We start from the raw sequence: 21,392 nt of genomic DNA, 5'->3' as shown, positions 1-21,392 counted from the left end.
TCACTGCTTCCGGTTGCCTGCCTTGATCACACGCGTGGTGCCCGGAGAAGGTGCCTTGCGGGTGGTCTTCCTGGCCGTCGTCTTCTTCGTGGTCTTCGTGGTCTTCTTGGTCGTCTTCTTCGCCGGGGCCTTACCGTCAGCCGCCTCCTTGGCACGGCGCTCGGAGAGCAGCTCGTTGGCGCGGGCGTCGGTGATCGTCTCCGGGCTGTCGCCCTTGCGCAGCGAGGCGTTGGTGGTGCCGTCAGTGACATAGGGGCCGAAACGGCCGTCCTTGACGGTCATCGGCTTGCCGGAGACGTCGTTGTCGCCGAGGACCTTCAGCGGCGGTGCGGCCGCGGTGCGGCCCCGGCGCTTGGGCTCGGCGTAGATGCGGCGCGCCTCGTCGAGGGTGATCTGGAAGATCTGGTCCTCATCCGCCAGCGAACGCGAATCCGACCCCTTCTTCAGGTAGGGGCCGTAGCGGCCGTTCTGGGCGGTGATGACCTCGTTGTCAACCGGGTCCACACCCACCTCGCGGGGCAGGCTGAGCAGCTGCAGCGCCTGCTCCAGGGTGACCGACGCCGGCTCCATCGACTTGAACAGGGAGGCGGTGCCCGGCTTGAGATTCTCCTCCACCAGGGCGTTGATCCGCTTCTCCTTCTGGGCGGCAGCGGTCTTGGTGTCCCAGTTCTTCGCACGCTTGCCGTCGGCGGCGCGCTGGGCGTCCTCCTCGGCCCGCTCCTTCGCCACGACCTCCTCGGCCGCGGCCTCAGCGGTGGCGCGCTCATCGTCACGCACGACCTCGGTGACATAAGGACCGTAGCGGCCCTCCTTCGCCACGATCATGCGGCCGTTGGCCGGGTTCACCCCCAGCTCGCGGCCACCCTGCGGGGTGGCGAAGAGCTTCTCGGCAAGCTCCAGGTTGAGCTCGTCCGGGGTGGTGGACTCAGGCAGGTTGGCGCGCTGGTACTCCGGCTCCCCCTCGGCGGTCTCGCCGACCTTCCGCTCGATGTAGGGGCCGTAGCGGCCGACGCGGACATTGACCGGGCGGCCGGCCTCATCGTCGAACAGGTGCAGGGAGTTCACCGAACGGGCGTCGATGTGCTCAAGGTTGGTGCCCACCAGGCTCTTCAGCCCACCGTGGCGGGCGATGGACTCCGCGGTGCTGTCATCGGCCTCGGCGTCACCGAAGTAGAAGCCCGTGAGCCACTCGGTGCGGTCCTCCTCCCCTGCGGCGATGTTGTCCAGCTCGTCCTCCATGGAGGAGGTGAAGTCGTAGTCGACGAGGGGGCCGAAGTGGTTCTCCAGCAGGCCGACCACGGCGAAGGCGACCCAGCTGGGTACGAGCGCGTTGCCGCGCGGGACGACGTAGCCGCGGTCCTGGATGGTCTTGATGATCGACGCGTAGGTCGAGGGGCGGCCGATGCCCAGCTCCTCCATCTTCTTGACCAGGCTGGCCTCGGTGTAGCGGGCGGGCGGGTTGGTGGCGTGGCCGTCGGCGCTGATCCCCGCGGCGGTGAGGGCGTCACCCTCGGCGAGGTTGGGCAGGCGTTTCTCGGCGTTGTCGGCGACGTCGCGGCCGTCGTCAAGCTTCGTGGTCTCGACGTAGGCGCGCAGGAAACCCGGGAAGGTGATGGTGCGGCCGGTGGCGGAGAACTCGGTCTGCTCGCCGGTGCGTGCCTGGCCCGCGATGGTCACCTTCATGGAGGTGCCCTTCGCGTCCGACATCTGGGAGGCGACGGTGCGCTGCCAGATCAGCTCATAGAGCTTGAACTCCTCGGCATCGAGCTGGCTGTGCAGCTCCCCGGGGGTCGCGAAGCGTTCGCCGGCGGGACGGATCGCCTCGTGCGCCTCCTGCGAGTTCTTCGACTTGCGCTCGTAGCGGCGCGGGGAATCGGCGACGAAGGCGTCACCGTAGAGTTCCTTCGCCTGTTGGCGGGAGGCCTGGATGCCCTGCTCCGACAGCGAGATCGAGTCCGTACGCATATAGGTGATGTGGCCGTTCTCGTACAGGCGCTGCGCGATACGCATCGTGCGGTCCGAGGTGTAGTGCAGCTTCCGGCCCGCCTCCTGCTGGAGGGTCGAGGTCATGAACGGCGCGTAGGGGCGGCGGGTGTAGGGCTTCTCCTCCACACCGGAGACCTGCATGTCCACACCCTGCAGGGCCTCGGCCAGTGCCTCGGCCTGCTGCTTGCCGACGACCACCGCCTCCCCCTTGAGGCGGCCCCGGTCATCAAAGTCACGCCCCTGGGCGACCCGCTGGCCGTTGATCGTGGCCAGCTTCGCCTGGAAGGTACGCGGGTTCTCCGGGTCCGGTGTCTCGTTGCCGGTGTCCAGCTCAGCGGACAGGTCCCAGTACTCGGCGGAGACGAAGGCCATGCGCTCGCGTTCCCGCTCGACGATGACGCGGGTGGCCACCGACTGGACACGGCCGGCCGACAGGCGCGGCATGACCTTCTTCCACAGCACCGGCGACACCTCGTAACCGTAGAGACGATCGAGGATGCGGCGGGTCTCCTGGGCGTCGACGAGGTTGACGTCCAGCTCACGGGTGTTCTCCGCGGCCGCGAGGATGGCGGGCTTGGTGATCTCGTTGAACACCATGCGGCGCACCGGCACCGTCGGCTTGAGCACCTCGAGCAGGTGCCAGGCGATGGCCTCGCCCTCACGGTCGGGGTCCGTGGCCAGCAGCAGCTCGTCGCAGAGCTTCAGTTTGGCCTTGAGGTCAGCGACCTTCTTCTTCTTGTCGGGGCTGACCACGTAGAGCGGGGCGAATCCGTGCTCCGTGTCCACCCCCAGCCGCGCCCAGGGTTCCTTCTTGTACTTCACCGGTACATCGGCGGCACCGCGGGGAAGGTCACGGATGTGTCCGACCGAGGCCTCGACAATGTAGTCGTCACCCAGATAAGGCTGGATCTTCTTCGCCTTGGTCGACGACTCCACAATGACCAGGGTCTTCATCCCTGATCCCTTCGCTTCTGCCACTGGGGGATCTTCCCTCTCATCTAACTGGTGCCACGGCGTGTCCGCCGGCTGCATGTCTGGCGGGCGAACCCGTCCTTTCCGGGTGACTTTAGCCCAGACCCGGTACTGGGCAATACGTTACACAGTATTTAATGGCCCTCCTGTGGTCGGGCAACTCACCCGGAATTCACAGTGATCTCCCTGCCGCCGATCGTCCCCGCACACTACTCTGGCGCCAATGACCGGGCAGATCGTGACGTGGGTGGAGACGCTGCTGACCCTGCCGGTCTTCTACCCCGTGCTGGCAGGGCTGGTGGTCCTCGACTCGCTGCTGCCACTGATTCCCAGCGAGGCCGTGCTCACCCTCGCCGGATCATGGTCCGGTTCCCGGGGCGTGCCGGACCTGCTCACCGTCATCCAGATCGCGGTCGTCGGTGCGGTCGTCGGCGACAACATCTGTTATCTCCTGGGTACCCGGCTGATCCGTTTCGTGGAGAGCGTCCCCGAGGACTCCGCCCGGGGGCGGGCCGTGGCCTGGGTGCGGGGGAACATCCGCCGCAACGCCGCCACCACCATCATCGTGGCCCGCTTCATCCCCTGGGCCCGGTGGTTCATGACGATCATGCTCGGTTCCGTGCGCTACCCCTGGCGCTGGTTCTTCCTCTACGACACAATCGGCGTGGTCATCTGGGCCCTGCAGGCCGTCCTCATCGGCTACCTCGGCGGCTGGATCTTCTCCGACTACCCGCTCGTGGGCATGGCCATGGGCATCACGCTGGGCACCGCCGCAGGCCTGCTGGTCCAGCGGGTGCAGGACCTGCTGGACCGACGGAGGCAGGCCGGTGGGCCGGCCCGGGACCAACCCCGGAAACAACAATGACCGTCCTGCCCCGCGTACACGGGTGGACGGTCATGCGAGAAAACCTTAACCGGCCCTACAGGAGGACCAGAAGCTTCCTTGAAGGTCAGTGAGGCTTAGAGCGGACGAACAGCCTGAGCCTGCGGGCCCTTGGCGCCCTCACCGATCTCGAACTCAACCTGCTGGTTCTCTTCGAGGGTGCGGAAGCCGGAGCCCTGGATCTCAGAGTAGTGAACGAAGACGTCGGCCGAACCGTCGGCCGGGGCAATGAAACCAAAGCCCTTCTCAGCGTTGAACCACTTCACAGTTCCCTGTGCCATGTTTTCTTACCTATTTCTTGACGTGGAGGTGGGTACGGTGTCGACACCTGCCGACAACCGGGTCGTATCGAACCCCCGAGTAACCACCACCCCCGGTATGGAGCGATGATTCGGGTGCTCGCGCAAATATCCTTGCGAGCACGTAAACGTAACGCACAGAACTGCGACCAGGACCCAGTGTGTCACGAATTAAACGGGCGCGATAGTCTTACGGCATTTCCGGGCAGATTTTTTGAGACCTCTCCCACGGAAAGGGGTGATCCTCCTGACTAGTCCAAATCCGCTGGGTGCGGAGCTCGCCGCGGAGATCACCCGCCGCTTCCCCGCCTCCACCTGCACGTACTCCACCGTCATCCCGGCCCGTACCGCCCGGACCGCACCCTGGCCCGAATGGGTCCACCCGCACCTGCGGACACACCTCACGGACTCGGGGATCACCGCGCTCTACAGCCACCAGGCCGAGACCGCCACCCTCGCGCACGCGGGCACGGACGTAGTGGTGGCCACCGGCACCAGCTCCGGCAAATCCCTGGGCTACCTGCTGCCCATCCTCAGCCACCTGGCCACCGACCCCACCGCCTGCGCCCTCTACCTGACCCCGACCAAGGCCCTGGGCTCGGACCAGTTGGCCGCCGTCACCGCCCTCACCCGCGCGGTCGAGGGGCTGGACACCATCTATCCCGCCCCCTACGACGGGGACACCCCCACCGAGGCACGCACCGGTATCCGCGACACGACGAGGTTCGTGTTCACCAATCCCGACATGCTGCACGTCTCCGTCCTCGCCCACCACGCCCGCTGGGCCCGCCTGCTGCGGCACCTGCGTTTCATCGTCATCGACGAGTGCCACACCTACCGCGGGGTCTTCGGCGCGAACGTCGCCCTGGTGCTGCGCCGGCTGCTGCGGCTGGCCGCCCACTACGGGGCGGATCCGACGGTGATCCTGGCTTCGGCCACCGCGCACGATCCGGCTGCCCACGCCGCCAATCTCACCGGCCGCCCCGTGCAGGCCATCACCGAAGACGGTGCCCCCACCGGCGCCCGGACCGTCCTGCTCTGGGAACCGGGTTTCCTCGAGGGCGTGGAGGGCGAACAGGGCGCACCCGTCCGCCGCGCCGCCACCACTGAAGCCGCCGGCATCATGGCCACCCTCGTCGCCGAGGGCGCACGCACCCTGACCTTCGTGCGCTCCCGCCGTTCCGCCGAGGTGGTGGCCCTGCGCACCCAGGAGACGCTGTCGACGATGGGGCGTACGGACTTCGCCCGCCGCATCGCCGCCTACCGCGCCGGTTATCTGGCCGAGGACCGCCGCCGGCTGGAACGCGAACTCGACGACGGCACCCTGCTGGGCGTGGCCACCACCAACGCCCTTGAGCTGGGCATCGACGTCGGCGGCCTCGACGCCGTGGTCACCGCCGGTTTCCCCGGGACAGTGGCCAGCTTCTGGCAGCAGGCCGGCCGCGCCGGCAGACGCGGCCAGGGTTCGATCGTCGTGCTGGTGGCCCGTGACGAACCGATGGACACCTATCTCATCCACCACCCCCAGGCGCTGCTCGGCCGGCCGGTGGAGCGCTCCGTGTTCAACCCGAGCAACCCCTATGTGCTGCGCGGACACGTCTACTGTGCGGCCGTCGAGAAGCCGCTGAGCGAGGCGGACGTGGCTGCCCTCGGCGCGGGGGAGGTCGTCGGGGAACTCACCGCCGCGGGGCTGCTCCGGAAGCGCCCACGCGGCTGGTTCCCCACCCCGCTCATCGACGCCCCCCTCACCCCCGAGAACGCCCACGCTGCAGTGAACCTGCGGGGTGGCTCCGGGGAGGAGGTCCTGATCGTCGACGTCTCCGACGGCCGCCTGCTCGGCACCGTCGATGCGGCGCGCGCCGCAGCCCAGGTCCATCCCGGCGCGGTGTACCTGCACCAGGGTGAGAGCTTCCTCATCGAGGAGCTCGACTTCGATGACCATGTCGCCCGCGCCCGCCCCGAACTGCCGGACTACACCACGGTCGCCCGTTCGGAGACCGACATCCGGATCCTGGGAGGCCCGGGGGAGGATGAGCTGATCAACTTCTCCCCTGGTCTGTGGGTGGCCAACGTGGAGGTGGAGGTCACCGACCGGGTGACCGGATACCTGATCAAACTCGCTGACGGCACCACCGCGGATGTCGTTCCGCTGGCGATGCCGGAGCAGCGTCTGCGCACCCGGGCAATCGCCTACACCGTTGATCCGCTCGCCCTGGCGGCGATGGGGATCACGGCGGCTGAGATCCCGGGTGCTCTGCACGCCGCTGAGCATGCGGCAATCGGGTTGCTGCCGTTGATCGCCACGTGCGACCGCTGGGACATCGGCGGGGTGTCCACCGCACTGCACCCGGACACGCAGTTACCGACGGTCTTCGTCTACGACGGCAACCCCGGCGGGGCGGGTTTCGCTGACGAGGGTTTCGCGCGTTTCCCGGCGTGGATCGAAGCGACCTTCGAGGCGGTGCGTTCCTGCGGCTGCGAGTCCGGTTGCCCGTCATGCGTCCAGTCCCCGAAGTGCGGCAACGGCAACCACCCGCTGGACAAGGCCGGCGCCCTGAAGCTGTTGGGTGCGCTGGTGTCGATGACGGGGGCTACACCGGGCCCGCCGTCGAGCTGACCTCCCTTCTGCGGATGCGTGCGGTGACGGTGACATCGGCACCCGTGACCACGCATCCGCTCAGGGCGGCCCCGTTGTGGCCCGCGACCTGCCCGGCCACGGCGCAGGTGTCCTCACCCCGGGCGTGGGCATGAGCGGCGGCCACCGCGGCCAGGTCAGCCGCCACACGCGCCTGCTGGTGGGCGCTGACCTGTGCTGCGGCCCCGATGACCGCCAGCCCGAGACTGATGAGGGCGGCGGCGAAACCGGCGGTGGCGATGGTGGGCACGGTGTCAGGGCACCTCCACCGGGAAGACCGCGCTGTGGTTGCGCTCCCCCAGCGGGGCGGGCACCCGCGCGGTGGCGGTGGCCAGGCCACCGGATTCGGTGACGGTCACCTCACCTCGGGTGGGCTGGTAATCCACCCCGATGGCGTGTGCCCGGGCGGCGGCCCCGGCAGCCTCGACCGCGTTGAGGTGTGCCGCCATCGTGGCGATCGCCCCGACGATGAACCCGCAGACGGCGATGAGACTGCCCAGGCCGACCGCGGCCTCGATGGTGGACATCAGATCGGGGTGTTGGACAGGGCGTCGGTGATGATCGATTCAATTGCGTCGACGACAGCTCCGGTGTTGATGACGGCGTAGAGCACCGCCGCGAGGGCTGCTGCGGCAAGTGAGCCCATGGCGTATTCGATGGTGGACATGCCGTCATCGCTGTTCAGAAGGTCTTTTGTGTGCTTGTGGAAGGTCATGTTCTTTCTCCTTGTGTGGTTGGTTCTGTTCTGGGGCATTGGTTCAGGTGAGCAGTTGGGAGCCCAGGCCGATGACCACGGGGGCCAGGCCGAGCACGAGGAAGGCGGGCAGGAAACAGACCGTCAGCGGCAGGGCGATGAGCACCCCGGCGCGTTCGGCGCGGGCGGTGGCCTGGTCGGCGGCGTCAGCACGCAGGCTTTCGCTGATACGCCCGCAGGCCTCCGACATGGCGGAGCCGGAACGTCCCGACATGCGGGCCAGCCCGGCGAGTTCCCCCAGTCCGGGCAGGTCGGTGACTTCCGCCCAGGCGCGCCCGGCGGGCACGCCGATCGCGAGCAGGGCGGAGACGGACCGCCAGGCCCCGCGGGTGGCGGGGTCGTGGCCGGCATCTGCCAGTGCCGTGGTTGCCGCGGCGGGGGTGAGCCCGGCGCGCAGGCAGGCGGCGTAGAGGTCGATGTCGGCGGCGAGTGACAGGCGGTCGGGCCCGGACCGGGTGGGTGGTCCGTCACGCGGGGTTTTCGGGCTGCGGTGGTCCAACCGTCCGGCGGCGCGGGGAACCGGCAGGAGCAGCACGAGGGCGAGGAGGATGAGGGTCACGGGGCCGCCCTCTGGATGATGTACCGGGACCAGACGAAGCCGGTCGCGGCCAGCCCGGTGCCGGCCACCAGGAGAAGTCCACCCAGCCCGCCGCCGAGGAGGAGTCCGAGGGGGTCGGCACCCATGGCGGTGCCCATGGCGATGCCTGCCAGCGGCAGGAGACTGAGGATCACGGCGGTGGCCTGCGGGCCCTGGAGGGTGGCGGCGGTGGCGGTGCGGTGACGCAGGCGGGTGTCGATACGCAACTGCGCCTGCTCCACCAGCGGGGCGAGTGGCAGGCCGTACCGTTCAGCCAGGGACCACAGGGTCCCCAGCCCCGCCAGCTCCGGGGTGGTGGCATTGTCGGTGAGTACGTGGGCGCCGGGGACTCCGCGGCGGAGGTGGGCGCACACCTGCTGGAGAATGCCGCGCAGCTCGGGCGGGGTGTCTTCCGGGAGGTTCGCGGTGGAGTGCTCCACCGCCGTGGATACGGCACCACCGGCACGCAGTTCCCCGGCGAGGTGGCCGAGGAATCCGGCAGTGACGGTTTCCCGGTGGTGGGCGCGGCGGCGGGTGCGCATGTCGTGGACGGTCCACCCGGAGGTGCCGGCGATGAGCACGACGGCGGCCGCGACACTGAAGCTGCCGGGCAGGAGAAGGATGGTGGCGCAGGCCCCCAGGGCGAGGGGCAGCAGGGAGCGCAGGCGGGTGCGGTTGCGCAGGCGGGCGGACAGCCGGGTGGCCGGGGCCGGGGCGGGCAGGAGCAGGTGTCCGGCGAGCAGGAGGAGGGCGGTCATGACAGGGCCTGCCGGAACTCGTCGAAACCCGGGAGCGGGCCGTGCCCGCTGTCCCACACGGGATGGGCTGTCGCGGGGTTGCCGCTGAGCAGGCCGAGCTGGTGGACGATGCGGCGGCCATCACCGGCCCGGCGCATGACGATGACCACGTCGACCGCAGCCGCCAGCTGCGAGTGCAGTGCCTGCCGCTCCAGCCCCCCGAGTGCGGCGAGTGCCTCCATGCGGGCGGGGACCTCCCCGAGCGAGTTGGCGTGGATGGTGCCGGCACCGCCCTCGTGTCCGGTGTTGAGCGCAGCGAGAAGGTCGACGACCTCCGCGCCCCGGATCTCGCCGACGACGATGCGGTCGGGGCGCATCCGAAGTGCCTGCCGGAGCAGGTCGGACATGGTGATCTCGCCGCTGCCCTCGATATTGCGGGAGCGGGAGACCAGGTTGACCACGTGCGGGTGGCGGGGCTGGAGCTCGGCGGTGTCCTCGATGCACAGGATCCGCTCCCGGTGGTCGACCTCCGCCAGCAGCGCGGCGAGCAGGGTGGTTTTGCCCGTGCCGGTGCCGCCCACGACGAGGAAGGCACGGCGGTGGCGGACCACGCCCCGCAGCAGTTCGGCAATTTCTGCGCTGACCGTGTCCCAGGTGACCAGCTGTTCCAGGGTGGTGGTGGCCTGGCGCAGGACCCGCAGGCTCAGACAGGTGTGCCCGGCCGAGGGCGGGGCGAGCAGGGCGTGGATCCGGATGATGGAACCGTCGTCGCGGCTCAGCCGCCCGTCGGCGAAGGGCTGGGCGTCATCGAGCCGGCTGCCGCAGGCGGTGGCCAGCCGGGTGGCGAGTTGACGGACCTCCGCGTCGTCGGCGAAGGTGACCTCCGCGCGTTCCAGGCCACCACCCCGGTCGAACCACACCTGGTCCGGGCCGTTGACCACGATGTCGGTGACGCCCTCCAGCGCCAGGACGGTCTCGAGCAGGCCGATGCCGGTGGAGTCGTGGCGCAGGCGGCGCAGCAGGTCGAGGACGTCGACATCGGAGATGACCCCGGCTTCCTCACGGATGAGGCGGGCGAGTTCGGCGGCGTTCCCGGTGGCGCCGGGGGTGTCGACCAGGCGGCGCTGCACGCGTTCCATGAGGGCGGGGCCAGTGGGGAGATTCACAGTGCCACCCCCGCATCCTCCGCAATCAACCGGGTGGTGGCCCCCAGTGGTCCGGGCAGGCGGTCGGGCAGGCCGCCGAGTTCCACCGTCCGGGGCAGACGGGAGAGCTGGCCGAGTTCCCCGATGATCTGACAGCGGGTGATCCGTGACAGGTCATCGGCGGTCAGGCCGGACCAGCCCCGGTGCCGGGCGATGCCGATGGTGGCTGTGCGGCCGCGGGCAAGGTCGGTGACCAGGCCTGCCGCGGCCGCGGCGGCACGGACCTCGGCGGGGATGAGCAGGGCGAGCCGGTCGCAGGTGCCGGTGACGGTCTCCGTCACGGGGCCGTGGGCGGGTAGGTCGACGACGGTGATGCCCGGCGAACCATCCAGAGCCTCCAGCACGGGGCGCATGTGCTCCGGCCTGAGGCGGAACGGATCCGCGAGGGTGCTCCGCGCTGCGGAGAGCACCGCGATTCCGTCGGGGGTGGTGGGCAGTGCCGCCCGGAGATCGGTACCTGCGACGGTGCCCTCCCCCAGCCGCAGGTCCGGCCACCGGGCTCCGGGGGTGTCCTCCAGGCCGAGCAGTAGATCAAGGCCGCCAGAGTGCCCGTCGGCGTCGATGAGGGTGACCGGGTGGTGGCGGGCCACGGTGCGGGCGAGTGCCGCGGCCAGCGTGGAGGTGCCCGCCCCGCCGACCGCCCCGCAGACGGCGATGAGCGTCCCGCCGGCCTGCCCTGCCGCAGGGGCTGCATGCCTGGCCCTGGCCAGCGCCGTGCGGCCTGCGGTGGGGTGGGTCTCCTGCCCGGGCTGCGGGGCCCGGGCATGGCCCAGGGCGGTGAGCAGCTCGGCGGCCTGGGCCGGCAGCACGTAGGCGTTCTCCGCGTGGCAGGTCAGCGCGGCGCGCCAGTCGGCAGGCCCGGGGTCGGCAGCGAGGAAATAAATGCCGGGCCGCCGGTCGAGGGTGGCCACGTGGCCGGCCGTGTCGGCGTCGGCAAGCAGGGCGTGGGCGCGGGGCAGGAGGCGGGTGATCTCACGGGGGTCGATGGTGTCGATGACCCCGTGGCCGGTGGCGGCGGCGATATGCGTGGCCTCAGGGTGGATGACGGGGTCCCCGACGGCGACGAGGATGTATGTGCTGCTCATGTCCCCACAGTCGCCCGCTACAGGTCCCGGCCACAAGGCTCAGTGGGCTCCGGCTGTGGACAACCGCCCGGATTGTTGACGTCTCAGCACAGGCCTGTGGAGAAAACCGGCGCAGCGGTGGCGTCCGCGACGGGGCCCGGTGACAATACGGGTACCGCCGGAAGGGGCGGAAAATAAGGGACGGCCCGCGCCTCGGGGGGGGGTGTGCGCGGGCCGTCGTAACCCGGCATCGGGGGGGATTGCCGGGGCAGGCCACACTGTATGTCGGGGCCTTGCAAGAGAAATTATGGCACACCTTGCGCGGCAAGACAATACCGGTGGCGGAGTTTTCTCGAATAATCATTCGAGAAAGAATCTCATGTCCAGAAGCCTCCACACTGCAGCCCCGCCCGTCCCTCAGGAAACTTCAGCCACATCCAACCCTTACGTTTCACAGGTTGGAGGTCTACACTCTGTCCTCATGACATCCGGGCCCACCCCCAATCAGCAGGCCACCACGCCAACACCCCCGCGCGTGGCGGCCTTCTTCGACCTGGACAAGACCATCATCGCCACCTCATCCGCCTTCGCCTTCGGCCGCGAGTTCATGCACAACGGCCTGATCACCACCTCCGAGGCACTGCAGATGTCCCTGGCCAAAGCCACCTACATGATCGCCGGCCAGTCGAGCGAACAGATGGACACCACCCGCGACCAGCTCGCCTCAATGGTCGCCGGCTGGTCCGTGGAACAGGTCCGCGAGATCGCCTCAGAGACCATGCACAACGTGGTCACCCCCGCCATCTACGCGGAGGCCCGCGAGCTCATCGCCTTCCACCGCAACGCCGGCCACGACGTCATCATCATCTCGGCCTCCGCCTCCCACCTGGTGGGCCTCATCGCCGAGGAACTGGGCATCAACCAGGTGGTGGCCACGGAACTCGAGGTCGCCGACGGCCATTTCACCGGCGAGATCCTCTTCTACTGCAAGGGCGCGGCGAAGGCAGCGGCCATCACAGACCTCGCGAGGGAACACGACTACGATCTCGCGCTCAGCTACGCCTACTCCGATTCCGCCACCGACATCCCCATGCTGGAGATGGTGGGCAACCCCGTCGCAGTCAACCCCGACCGCGCCATGAAGAAGACCGCCCTGGAGAGGGGCTGGGAGATCCGCTCCTTCCGCCACCCGGTGCCGCTGTTCCAGATGCCCTCCCCGCGCGAGGTGAGCATCGGCGCGAGTGTCGTTGCCGTCGTCACCGCGGCTGCCGCCGGCAGCATCTGGTGGGCACGCGGCCGCCGCGGCTCAGCCTAGGACACCGGGCCGGAAAAGGAGCGCTCCGGAAAATGCCACGCAGTACGTAGGCGCATTTTTATAAGCCCAGGTGGAGCTTGGCCAGGAAAATACAGGTGCCCGCATGTCCCCGCACCCGCACCATCCGACGCGGCACTGAGGGTGACGCGTTATGTGATGTTTTCCGAAGCCCTACGACACACCGCCTCACAGCGCCCGGGCGATGGCCTCCGCCTCTTCTGCGCCGGCGGCCCAGGAACGCAGCGACAGTTCGAGGAACTCCACCGCGCTGCCCTGCCGCCATGCTGCTGCGGCGGCGAGGTAGTCATCCCGGTGGCGCAGGAGATAAGGCTCCGGCACCGCCAGACCGCGCGGGTCCAGCCCGGAGGTCACCGCCGACAGCCGGGCTGCCGCACGGGCGATGAGTCCGGAGCGTTCCCCGAAGGGTTCATGGGCGAGCAGCTCCGCGTGCACGACCTGGGGCAGCAGCACGTCATGGGCGCCCTGGCTGATCAGCAGGGCCAGCTGCTGCAGCCGCTCGGGTGCCCCCTCCGGACGTCCGCCCCCTCCGGCGAGCACAGACATGCGGGAGAGCACCTGCAGCGGCGCCCGGGAGAACACCCGCGCCGAGGCCTGCAGGGAATCGGGTGCGAGCATGCTGGAGACGCTTATCGACGCCCCCAGCACCCCCACCGGCTCAGCCAGGTCACGGGCCGAGGGGTCCTCGATCAACGCGGAGGTACGCGCACCACGCAACACGGATTCCGATCCTGTGACGTCAGCCCTGCGCAGGGAGACGGGGCGCCGGTGCACCGCCGCGATCGCCGACACGGCCTCCGCCGCGAGTGCCGCCACATCGCCGAGCTGGAGGAGGGGTTGGAGAGGGTCAACCGCAGACATATCCACTACGATAGCGCTGCAAGGGACCCGCATTCATTGTGAATCCGTGGCACCATGGACAACTAAGGCATGACACCGCTGCAGGAAGGCACATCGTGAGCACAAACGGACTTTTCACCGACGGACCAAAGGACTTCACTCCGCGCGTCAGCTCTATCCCGCTCAGCGACGTCGACACCACCCGTCCGGGTGAAGGCTCCATCGGCGACCTGGTCTCCAACGCCACCTCCCAGATGTCCAGCCTGTTCCGCGCCGAGCTCGAGCTGGCCAAGACGGAACTCGCCGGGGAGGCCAGGAAGGGCGCCATCGGTGGCGGTCTCTTCGGCGTCGCAGGCGTCATCGCCCTGTACTCCTCCTTCTTCTTCTTTTTCTTCGTCGCCGCACTGCTGAGCGTATGGCTGGAGCCGTGGGCCGCCTTCCTCATCGTCTTCCTGGTGATGGTCCTCCTCGCAGCGGTGCTCGCCCTGTTCGGCTGGCGCAAGGTGAAGAAGATCGGGGCCCCGAAGCAGACGATCGAGTCGGTCACCGAACTGAAGAAACTCGTCCCGGGTCAGGCGACGAAGAAGCTGGAGGGCCGCGACCGCGGCCTGTACAGCTGACCCCGCCCCCTCCCCCGCCCTCCGCTCCTGTCTCCGGCAGCGGACGGGCGGCTTTTTCTTCGCCCCGCCGCACCTGTCCCGCCGAAAGGACCTGCCCCGACGTGTTGAAGCGCCACCGCCCCAAGCGCCGCCGGTTCGCTCTGTCGCCCTCCGTGGTGGAGTTGGACGGCCCCTTCACCCATGAGCTCGTCCACACCCGTGGTGTGCGGCTCCATGCGGCCGTGGCGGGTGATCCAGGAGATCCCCTGGTGGTGCTGCTGCACGGCGCCTTCTCCGGCTGGTTCGATTTCCGGGAGGTGATCGCACCACTGGCTGCCCGGGGTTTCCACGTGGTGGCCGTCGACGCCCGCGGCTACGGCCTGAGCGACAAGCCCCCGGCCACCGCCGGTGGCGACCTGCGCACCGCCGCCGGGGACATCGCCGGAGTCATCCGTTCCCTGGGCTATGACTCCGCCGTGGTCATCGGCTCCGACACCGGCGGCACCGTCGCATGGGCGCTGGCGACGAAATACCCCGAGCTGGTCGCCAGCCTGGTCTCCGTCAGTTCCGCCCACCCGGTGGACCTGCGCCGCGCGATCGCCGCCCGCCCCTGGAACTACCCCTGGCTGGGCACCCGTGCGCTCCTCTCCCGGCTGCCCCTGCCCCTGTTCCACCTGGTGCCGGGTCTGGTGGCAGCCGCCTACCGGCGCCAGCTCCAGCTGAACACCACCGCGGATTTCTCCCGTTCCCCCGCCTTCGCGCCGACGCTCCAGCTGCGCCTGCGGTCAGCCCAGATCAGCAATGCCCAGCAGGCGATCCTGCGCACCAACCGGATGCTCACCGCCACGGTCTCCGCCCGCTGGTTGCACGCGAAGGTCACGGCCCCCACGCTGCTCGTGCAGCCACCGCAGCGGGACTGGCGGCAACTGGCACAGCGTTCCCGCGACCGGGTCGACGCCGTGGTGGAGATCTCCCACGTGCCCGGTACGCGCAACCTCCCCCACCTGGAGAACCCGGCAGGTTTCGTCGACGTCATCACTGATTTCGTGGAGCGCCACCCCGCCCCGGCCCGCGCCGGGCGGCCCCGTTGATCAGCTGGCCACGCAACCCTGGGTGTCCACGGGGTCGACCAGGGCGGTGACATCCCCGATCTGGCGCTGCGCCTCGGCGGCGGTGACGGCGTAACCGGTGTCGGTCTGGTCGACGCTGGCGCCGAAGACCACACCGAGGACCCTGCCCTCAGCGTCCACGAGCGGGCCACCGGAATTGCCCTGCCGGATGGTGCCGCGGACGGTGTAGGCCTCCCGTTCCACCCGCCCGGAGGCGTAGATGTCCGGGCCGGCGATGAGCAGTTTGTCCCGGATGCGGGCGGGGGCGGCCTCGAAGGGGCCGGACTCGGGGAAGCCCATGACGATGGCGTCGTCGCCTGTGGCGGCGGGGGCCTCCGCCCACTGGAGGGCAGGAAGGCCCAGTTCAGGGGCGTGGAGAACAGCCAGGTCCACCCCGGGGTTGTAGTAGACGACAGTGGCCTCGTGGACCCCCAGGATCGTGTCCAGGCGGACGGTCTGGGTGCCCGCGACGACATGCGCGTTGGTGACCACGTAGTCGGGGGCGGTGACGAAGCCCGAGCCCATGAGGCGGCGCCGGCACTCATCGGAATCGCCCTGGATGTGGACGACCGCGGGCCGCAGCTGCTCCACCAGTGCCTGGTCCTCGACCTGGATGTTGGGGGCGGCGACCTCCCGGGCGGGTGGCTCGTTGAACGGGGAGAACAAAGGTGGGAGGCCGGAATCGTCGAGAAGCACGGTGATGCGGGCGGGCAGCTGATCCAGGCCCGGCGGGGTGTTGCGGTCGACGAAGCCGAGGACCTCCGAATTGCGCAGGCCCTGGCTGGCGGGACCGGTCAACCCCGTGGCCAGGGGAATGGAGATCAACCAGACGACGATGAGGGTCGCCGCGGCGGTGAACACCGCACCGATGGCCGAATCAATGGTCTGGGAGGCCCGCATCCGCATCCGGTCCCGGACCGAGGCCCCCAGGATCCCGCCGATGAGGTTGCCCAGGCCGACGAGCATGATGATCGTGCCCAGGACCAGCAGGAAACGCAGCGCGACGGAATCCGTCAGCTGCATGACCGGCGGGGCGAGCGCGGCACCGATGATCAGCCCGGCGACCACCCCCACCGTGGAGAGCACGGAGGTGAACGCCCCCTGGCGCCAGCCGACGGTGATCGCGAGGAAAACCGCCAGGACGATGAGGCCGTCGACGATGAGCGCGGGGGTCACGAAGTTCAGATTCCTGTCGGGTGGACGTGCCGGGGACGGGTGCTCCGGCGTTTACCGGAGAAATCTTACCCGGTTGCCCGGATCGGAATAGCGCGGTTCGTTGTTGCGGGATTTCGCCAGCGTCTCCTGCAGGTCAAGAGTGGTCTCCCGGTCCCAGGGGCGCGACCAGCCGCCCTGGTCCAGCAGCGCGGAGAGCAGGCCGGCGGTGAAACCCCACACGAGGTAGTCGTTGATGGTGAACGCGGGTCCCTTCCATCCCGACCAACCCACCATGAGGCGGTTGCGGGGGTCGACCAGGTCGGAGAGGTAGGCGGGGAAGACATCCGCGACCTCCGCGGGGCTGGCGATCCCGACCTCACCGGGGCTGTGCCAGTGACCGAGCACCGGGTGCACCGGGTAACCGGAGGCCCGGATGTGGACCGGCTCCATCTCCGCAACCGGGGTGACGGTGGTACGGTCCAGACCGGTCTCCTCCCATGCCTCCCGCAGCGCGGCATCGACCGGGTTGAGGTCGGTGGGGTCGACCCGGCCGCCCGGGAAGGCGATCTGCCCGGAGTGGGAGCGCATCGCCGGCGAGCGGTGGGTCAGCAGGACAGCGGCGTCCTCCGGCGGATAGGCCTGCAGGTGGTCGGCACCGGAGAAGAGCATGAGGACAGCTGCGGAACGGTCCGGCCCCTCCCGGTTGGTCATGCAGGCGTCGACGCGCCGGACATCAGGGTGTGCGCGGGCGTCCGACACCTCGGAGACGAGCTGCCGCAGCCAGCGCGGGGCCTGCTCCGGATTCAGTTCGGTGTTGCTGCCGGGGTGGTCGATCCCGAAATCATTCCTCAAGTGTCCTCCACTGCATCAGCGACGGCCTCGCTCAGCTCCTGGACCGACTGGAACGTCCTCGGGTACATGGCGAGCTGCTCGGTGCCGTCGAACACCAGCGTCAGGGGGATGACGCCGGGTAATCCCAGGGTACCGGCGAAAAGATTGTCGTCATCCTGGTAGCTGGGCAGGCTGATGCCCAGCTCCCCGAGCATCGCCGCGCCGTTGCCGGGGTTCGCGTCAGCGTGGACGCCGACAACGGTGTATTCGGGGTGGGTGGCGGCGAACTCGTCGAAGAAGGGCAGTTCATCGCGGCAGGGTCCGCACCACCAGGCCCACACGTTGACCACGGTGATACCCTCCCCCGCCCCCTCACCGGTCTGGCCGCCGAGGCAGTCCAGCGCCACCCCGCCCGCGCCGGTGGCCGGGCAGTCCGGGCGTGGCGGGACATTGCTTTGCGACGCCCCCTCATCCCCCGCATTCCCCGCCGTGCCCACCGCCTGCGGGTCCTGGGCAGGTCCGTTGACGGTACGCAGCATCGTGGCGGCCGCGGCGAAGACCCCGACGGTGAGGAGGATGCCGATGATGATGGTCCAGGTGTGCTGCCGGTTCATGCTCGCGCTCTGGAGGTGGGGTCGTAGGAGGGGCAGTCCCGGGCGATACCGCAGGACATGCAGTCGGGGCGGCGGGCGTGGCACACCCGGCGGCCGTGGAAGATGAGCCGGTGGGAGAACATCGTCCACTCCTTCTTCTCGATCCGGGCGCACAGGGCCTGTTCGATTTTCAGGGGGTCGGTGGCCTCCGTGAGCATCAGCCGACCCGCCAGGCGGGTGACGTGGGTGTCCACCGCCAGACCCGGCAGCCCGAAGGCGTTTCCACGGACGACGAGCGCGGTCTTGCGCCCCACACCGGGCAGGCTGACCAGGTCCTCGAGGGCGGTGGGCACCTGGCCGTCGAAACGCGCGACCAGTGCCTCGCCCAGCCCGATGAGGCTCTTCGTCTTGGCACGGAAGAAACCCAGGGGTCGGAGGATCTCCTCCAGCTCCGCGGGTTCCGCGGCGGCATAGGCCGCGGCCGTGGGATAACGGCGGAACAGTTCCGGGGTGACCTGGTTGACCCGGACGTCCGTCGTCTGGGCGGACAGGACCGTGGCGACCGTCAGTTCCAGCGGGTTGCGGTGGTCGAGTTCGCAGTGTGCATCCGGATGGATCTGGGCCAGAACACGGTTGATACGGCGGGCCCGCCGCGTGCGGCCCAGGTCAGTCTCGGTGCCGCGGGCGGCGGGATGGGAATGTGAGGACGTGACCGACATAAGGCACAGCTTAGCCATTACGATGGGCACCCATGATCGCCGTTCTCGTCGTCGCCGCCCCGTTGGTCCTGGCGCTGTTCGCTCTGCTGATGGAGAAACTGGAGTCCGTCGTGTTGCAGACCGATGATAAATCACCGCATTAGGTACCGCGTATTATAATCAGTGGGATGTGACAAATTTCCCTCCGATACCTACCAGTGACCAATTCCACGGTAAGGTGGTGGCGAATACATTGCGCCGGACGTCACAGATGGGCCCGATCCGCGGGCTGCAGCCTATACCACCGAGGTTTTCCCCCGGCGCCCTGTCAACGAACGTCGATTATGACTGAGGAGCGATAAGTGGAAGGTGTACAGGAGATCCTGTCCCGCGCCGGAATCTTCCAGGGGGTGGACCCCGTGGCCGTGGCCAACCTGACCCAGGACATGGAAACGGCCCGGTACCCCCGTGGAACAACCATCTTTGAGGAGGGCGAACCCGGCGACCGCCTCTACATCATCACCGCAGGCAAGGTGAAACTGGCCCGCCACGCCTCCGACGGCCGGGAGAACCTCCTGACCGTCATGGGCCCCTCCGACATGTTCGGTGAGCTGTCCATCTTCGACCCGGGTCCGCGCACCTCCTCCGCCGTGTGTGTCACCGAGGTCCAGGCCGCGACCATGAACTCGGACATGCTCAAGCAGTGGGTCTCGGACCACCCGGAGATCGCCCAGCAGCTCCTGCGCGTCCTCGCCCGCCGCCTGCGCCGCACCAACGCCTCCCTGGCCGACCTCATCTTCACCGATGTCCCCGGCCGCGTGGCCAAGACCCTCCTCCAGCTGGCCAACCGCTTCGGCGCCCAGGAGGGTGGCGCCCTGCGCGTCAACCATGACCTCACCCAGGAGGAGATCGCCCAGCTCGTCGGCGCCTCCCGCGAGACCGTGAACAAGGCCCTGGCCACCTTCGCCCACCGCGGCTGGATCCGCCTGGAGGGCAAGTCCGTGCTCATCGTGGACACGGAGTCGCTGGCCAAGCGCGCCCGCTGACCCCGGAACAGAACAGAACCCGACGCCCTGCGCAGGGCGTCGGGTTCTGTTCTTCTGCAGGTCAGACGGTCTTCACACCGTCAAGGTAGCGCAGGGCAACGCGGGTGGACTGCTCCGCGGCGTGACGCAGCACCGGATCCACGTTGTCATACATCTCGTCGATCAACGTCTTCAGCTCCACGTCCTCCCCCTGCCGGGCACGGATGTCCCGGATCTGCTCGAGGCGGAGATGACGGCGGTCCAGGTACTTCCGGGCGAAGGCCGAGACGTCCCTGCCGTCCGGACCGTGACCCGGCAGCAGCGGAATGTCCCGACCCCGGCGCTCCAGCAGTTCCAGGGTGCCCAGGTACTGCCCGAGGTCGCCGTCGGTCTCGGAGATCATGGTGGTGTGCCGGCCCGCGATGGTGTCACCGGTGATGATGCCCTCCAGGGTGGACTCCCCGGGGACACCGGACCAGATGAAGAAGCACACCGAGTCGGCGGTATGACCCGGGGTGTGCACGACCTCGATCTGCGGGGTGACACCGTCGACGGAGATCACATCGCCGTCGGCGAGAGGTTCGACATCATCGGAGGAGGCGGTGCGGGCGAAGGCACGGACCGGTGCGCCGGTGAGCTGGCGCAGGCGCGGCGCGCCGTCGGCATGGTCAGGGTGGCGGTGGGTCAGCAGCACGAGCGCGACCTCCCCCGCATTCGCCCGGATGACGTTGAGGTGGCCCTCGTCCTCCGGCCCCGGATCAATCACGATGCTGCGGGTGTCCCCCTCAGCACGGATGAGCCAGGAGTTGGTGCCCTCCAGTGCGGCATAGCCCGGGTTGGCGCACAGGATCACCGACACGGAAGGCGTCACCGGGCGACGCTGGCTGTAAGCAGGATGCTCCATGGGCATCAGCTTAGCCCGGTTTTCCCGGCCTGCCGAACCGGGGAAGCAGGTTAGTCGGCGACCTCGACGATGAGCTCAATCTCCACCGGGGCGGCCAGCGGAAGCTCCGCGACACCCACGGCGGAACGGGCATGTGCGCCCGCCTCACCGAAGATCTCACCCATGAGGTTGGAGGCCCCGTTGACCACCGTCGGCTGGCCGGTGAAGCCTTCGGCGGAGGCGACGAAGCCCACGATCTTGAGGACACGGGTGATCTTGTCCGCACCCACGAGCGCATCCACCGCAGCCAGGGCGTTGAGGGCGGCGGTGCGGGCCAGGTCGGCCGCCTCTTCGGCGGTGACCTCGGCGCCGACCTTGCCGGTGGTGCCCAGGGCACCGTCGATGAAGGGCAACTGTCCGGAGGTCCAGACCTGGTTGCCGGTCCGGACGGCAGGCACATAGGCCGCGACGGGGGCAGCGACAGCGGGCAGGGTGACCCCCAGCTCGTCGAGCCGCTCAGAAACGGTCGACATCTAGTTCTTCTCCCGCTTCATGTAGGCGACGACGTTCTCCGGGTTCGGGCCCGGCATGACGGAGACGAGCTCCCAGCCGTCCTCGCCCCAGGAGTCGAGGATCTGCTTGGTGGCGTGTGTGAGCAGCGGAACGGTGGCGTATTCCCAAGTGGTCATGACGTCCACCGTACCGGGGGCACTCACATGCCGTTCAGTTCCCCACCGGAGGACAGGTAGGCGGCCCAGTTGGTGATCTGCGGGTTGTTGCGCAACAGGGCACGACGCTGACGCTCCGTCAGGCCACCCCACACACCGAACTCGACCTTGTTGTCCAGGGCATCGGCCCGGCACTCGGTAAGCACAGGGCAGTGTCGGCAGATGACGGCAGCCTTGCGCTGTTCAGCTCCACGTACGAAGAGGGCATCGGGGTCTCCCGTACGGCACGTCGCCTGGGTGATCCACTCACCTCGCTCATAGTTGACAGGGTGCTGGTCAGAGGGGGAACGGAAGGTCTCGCCAGCGAGTGGGGTTGCCATCATTCGCTCCTTTCAAACGGTCCAGGTGGTCCAGACTCACATTCAGGGCCACTCGGCCTTTATGCGTGTAAGTCTATTCACAGTATTAACACGAAGTCGAGTACGTCACACTTTTAGGGGGAACTATTCGGTTCCCTCCTCCCCCCATACGTGCGTAGGGTAAAGA

General features: G+C 68.7%; 24 protein-coding genes. 6 read left to right on the top strand and 18 right to left on the bottom strand.

The window, feature by feature from the left end:
• Positions 1–2,940, bottom strand: a complete 2,940-nt coding sequence (gene topA, locus NYP18_RS01460; RefSeq protein WP_259426347.1) for a type I DNA topoisomerase — start codon at positions 2,938–2,940, stop codon at positions 1–3.
• A gap of 241 nt (positions 2,941–3,181) precedes the next feature.
• On the opposite strand from topA, the gene NYP18_RS01455 reads away from it, so the two are divergent.
• On the top strand, positions 3,182–3,823 hold the full coding sequence (locus NYP18_RS01455) for a DedA family protein (RefSeq protein ID WP_259426346.1): 642 nt from the start codon (positions 3,182–3,184) through the stop codon (positions 3,821–3,823).
• Between the two features lie 95 nt (positions 3,824–3,918).
• Here the strand turns inward: NYP18_RS01455 and NYP18_RS01450 are convergent, their stop codons facing one another.
• A complete protein-coding gene (locus NYP18_RS01450; RefSeq protein ID WP_040084711.1) occupies positions 3,919–4,122 on the bottom strand; it encodes a cold-shock protein in 204 nt (67 codons plus the stop codon).
• A gap of 265 nt (positions 4,123–4,387) precedes the next feature.
• Here NYP18_RS01450 and NYP18_RS01445 point away from each other — a divergent pair, with 265 nt between their 5' ends.
• Entirely contained in the window at positions 4,388–6,757 is a 2,370-nt protein-coding gene (locus NYP18_RS01445) for a DEAD/DEAH box helicase (RefSeq protein ID WP_259426753.1), read from the top strand.
• Here the strand turns inward: NYP18_RS01445 and NYP18_RS01440 are convergent.
• The 7 genes from NYP18_RS01440 to ssd are packed head-to-tail and all read right to left on the bottom strand — an operon-like array spanning position 6,732 to position 11,133.
• Positions 6,732–7,025, bottom strand: a complete 294-nt coding sequence (locus NYP18_RS01440) for an Rv3654c family TadE-like protein (protein WP_259426345.1) — start codon at positions 7,023–7,025, stop codon at positions 6,732–6,734. The two genes, NYP18_RS01445 and NYP18_RS01440, sit on opposite strands and share 26 nt — an antisense overlap.
• A gap of 4 nt (positions 7,026–7,029) precedes the next feature.
• Positions 7,030–7,302, bottom strand: coding sequence for a hypothetical protein (locus NYP18_RS01435; RefSeq protein WP_126120298.1), 273 nt, complete (start codon positions 7,300–7,302; stop codon positions 7,030–7,032).
• Entirely contained in the window at positions 7,302–7,490 is a 189-nt protein-coding gene (locus NYP18_RS01430; protein WP_259426344.1) for a DUF4244 domain-containing protein, read from the bottom strand. Before NYP18_RS01430 ends, NYP18_RS01435 begins: the two co-directional genes overlap by 1 nt.
• Positions 7,491–7,533: 43 nt before the next feature.
• A complete protein-coding gene (locus tag NYP18_RS01425; RefSeq protein WP_259426343.1) occupies positions 7,534–8,088 on the bottom strand; it encodes a type II secretion system F family protein in 555 nt (184 codons plus the stop codon).
• Positions 8,085–8,864, bottom strand: a complete 780-nt coding sequence (locus NYP18_RS01420) for a type II secretion system F family protein (RefSeq protein WP_259426342.1) — start codon at positions 8,862–8,864, stop codon at positions 8,085–8,087. The genes NYP18_RS01425 and NYP18_RS01420 overlap by 4 nt, the downstream gene beginning before the upstream one ends.
• On the bottom strand, positions 8,861–9,982 hold the full coding sequence (locus NYP18_RS01415; RefSeq protein WP_259426752.1) for a TadA family conjugal transfer-associated ATPase: 1,122 nt from the start codon (positions 9,980–9,982) through the stop codon (positions 8,861–8,863). Before NYP18_RS01415 ends, NYP18_RS01420 begins: the two co-directional genes overlap by 4 nt.
• A gap of 23 nt (positions 9,983–10,005) precedes the next feature.
• Complete coding sequence (ssd, locus tag NYP18_RS01410; RefSeq protein ID WP_259426341.1) at positions 10,006–11,133, bottom strand: septum site-determining protein Ssd; 1,128 nt, start codon at positions 11,131–11,133, stop codon at positions 10,006–10,008.
• 460 nt (positions 11,134–11,593) lie between these two features.
• Here ssd and NYP18_RS01405 point away from each other — a divergent pair, with 460 nt between their 5' ends.
• On the top strand, positions 11,594–12,427 hold the full coding sequence (locus tag NYP18_RS01405; RefSeq protein WP_259426340.1) for an HAD family hydrolase: 834 nt from the start codon (positions 11,594–11,596) through the stop codon (positions 12,425–12,427).
• Between the two features lie 186 nt (positions 12,428–12,613).
• Here the strand turns inward: NYP18_RS01405 and NYP18_RS01400 are convergent, their stop codons facing one another.
• Complete coding sequence (locus tag NYP18_RS01400) at positions 12,614–13,306, bottom strand: hypothetical protein (protein WP_259426339.1); 693 nt, start codon at positions 13,304–13,306, stop codon at positions 12,614–12,616.
• A 92-nt stretch (positions 13,307–13,398) separates the two neighbouring features.
• Here NYP18_RS01400 and NYP18_RS01395 point away from each other — a divergent pair, with 92 nt between their 5' ends.
• Both NYP18_RS01395 and NYP18_RS01390 read left to right on the top strand, forming a co-directional pair.
• The gene (locus tag NYP18_RS01395; protein WP_259426751.1) at positions 13,399–13,905 is read left to right on the top strand and encodes a phage holin family protein; all 507 of its coding nucleotides are present in this window, start codon (positions 13,399–13,401) and stop codon (positions 13,903–13,905) included.
• Between the two features lie 101 nt (positions 13,906–14,006).
• Positions 14,007–14,975 (top strand): alpha/beta fold hydrolase, encoded by a 969-nt coding sequence (locus NYP18_RS01390; RefSeq protein WP_259426338.1) that lies wholly within the window; start codon positions 14,007–14,009, stop codon positions 14,973–14,975.
• Here NYP18_RS01390 and NYP18_RS01385 read toward each other — a convergent pair whose 3' ends face one another.
• Genes NYP18_RS01385 through nth form a run of 4 tightly spaced genes read right to left on the bottom strand, consistent with a single transcriptional unit; the run spans position 14,976 to position 18,291 of the window.
• Positions 14,976–16,169: a MarP family serine protease gene (locus tag NYP18_RS01385; RefSeq protein ID WP_259426337.1), complete on the bottom strand. Its 1,194-nt coding sequence runs from the start codon at positions 16,167–16,169 to the stop codon at positions 14,976–14,978.
• 51 nt (positions 16,170–16,220) lie between these two features.
• On the bottom strand, positions 16,221–17,000 hold the full coding sequence (locus NYP18_RS01380; RefSeq protein WP_259426336.1) for an NUDIX hydrolase: 780 nt from the start codon (positions 16,998–17,000) through the stop codon (positions 16,221–16,223).
• Positions 16,997–17,593 (bottom strand): TlpA family protein disulfide reductase, encoded by a 597-nt coding sequence (locus NYP18_RS01375; protein WP_259426335.1) that lies wholly within the window; start codon positions 17,591–17,593, stop codon positions 16,997–16,999. Before NYP18_RS01375 ends, NYP18_RS01380 begins: the two co-directional genes overlap by 4 nt.
• The gene (gene nth / locus NYP18_RS01370; protein WP_259426334.1) at positions 17,590–18,291 is read right to left on the bottom strand and encodes an endonuclease III; all 702 of its coding nucleotides are present in this window, start codon (positions 18,289–18,291) and stop codon (positions 17,590–17,592) included. Before nth ends, NYP18_RS01375 begins: the two co-directional genes overlap by 4 nt.
• Positions 18,292–18,632: 341 nt before the next feature.
• Between nth and glxR the strand changes: the two genes are divergently transcribed.
• Positions 18,633–19,316 carry a CRP-like cAMP-activated global transcriptional regulator GlxR gene (gene glxR / locus NYP18_RS01365; RefSeq protein WP_259426333.1) on the top strand — a complete coding sequence of 228 codons (684 nt, stop codon included), beginning with the start codon at positions 18,633–18,635 and terminating at the stop codon, positions 19,314–19,316.
• 61 nt (positions 19,317–19,377) lie between these two features.
• On the opposite strand, the gene NYP18_RS01360 is transcribed toward glxR, so the two are convergent.
• From NYP18_RS01360 to NYP18_RS01345, 4 genes are read right to left on the bottom strand one after another with little or no spacing between them, the layout of a single operon-like run.
• Positions 19,378–20,199 carry an MBL fold metallo-hydrolase gene (locus NYP18_RS01360; protein ID WP_259426332.1) on the bottom strand — a complete coding sequence of 274 codons (822 nt, stop codon included), beginning with the start codon at positions 20,197–20,199 and terminating at the stop codon, positions 19,378–19,380.
• Between the two features lie 50 nt (positions 20,200–20,249).
• A complete protein-coding gene (locus NYP18_RS01355) occupies positions 20,250–20,711 on the bottom strand; it encodes a RidA family protein (RefSeq protein ID WP_259426331.1) in 462 nt (153 codons plus the stop codon).
• Complete coding sequence (sp36, locus tag NYP18_RS01350) at positions 20,712–20,867, bottom strand: Sp36 family protein (protein ID WP_259426330.1); 156 nt, start codon at positions 20,865–20,867, stop codon at positions 20,712–20,714.
• A gap of 23 nt (positions 20,868–20,890) precedes the next feature.
• Positions 20,891–21,226 (bottom strand): WhiB family transcriptional regulator, encoded by a 336-nt coding sequence (locus tag NYP18_RS01345; protein WP_259426329.1) that lies wholly within the window; start codon positions 21,224–21,226, stop codon positions 20,891–20,893.
• Positions 21,227–21,392 lie beyond the last annotated feature (166 nt).

Source organism: Corynebacterium lemuris (assembly GCF_024919295.1).
Classification (GTDB): Bacteria; Actinomycetota; Actinomycetes; order Mycobacteriales; family Mycobacteriaceae; genus Corynebacterium; species Corynebacterium lemuris.
The sequence above is the reverse complement of the archived record's forward strand: the minus strand, read 5'-3'. Positions and strand labels throughout refer to the sequence as shown.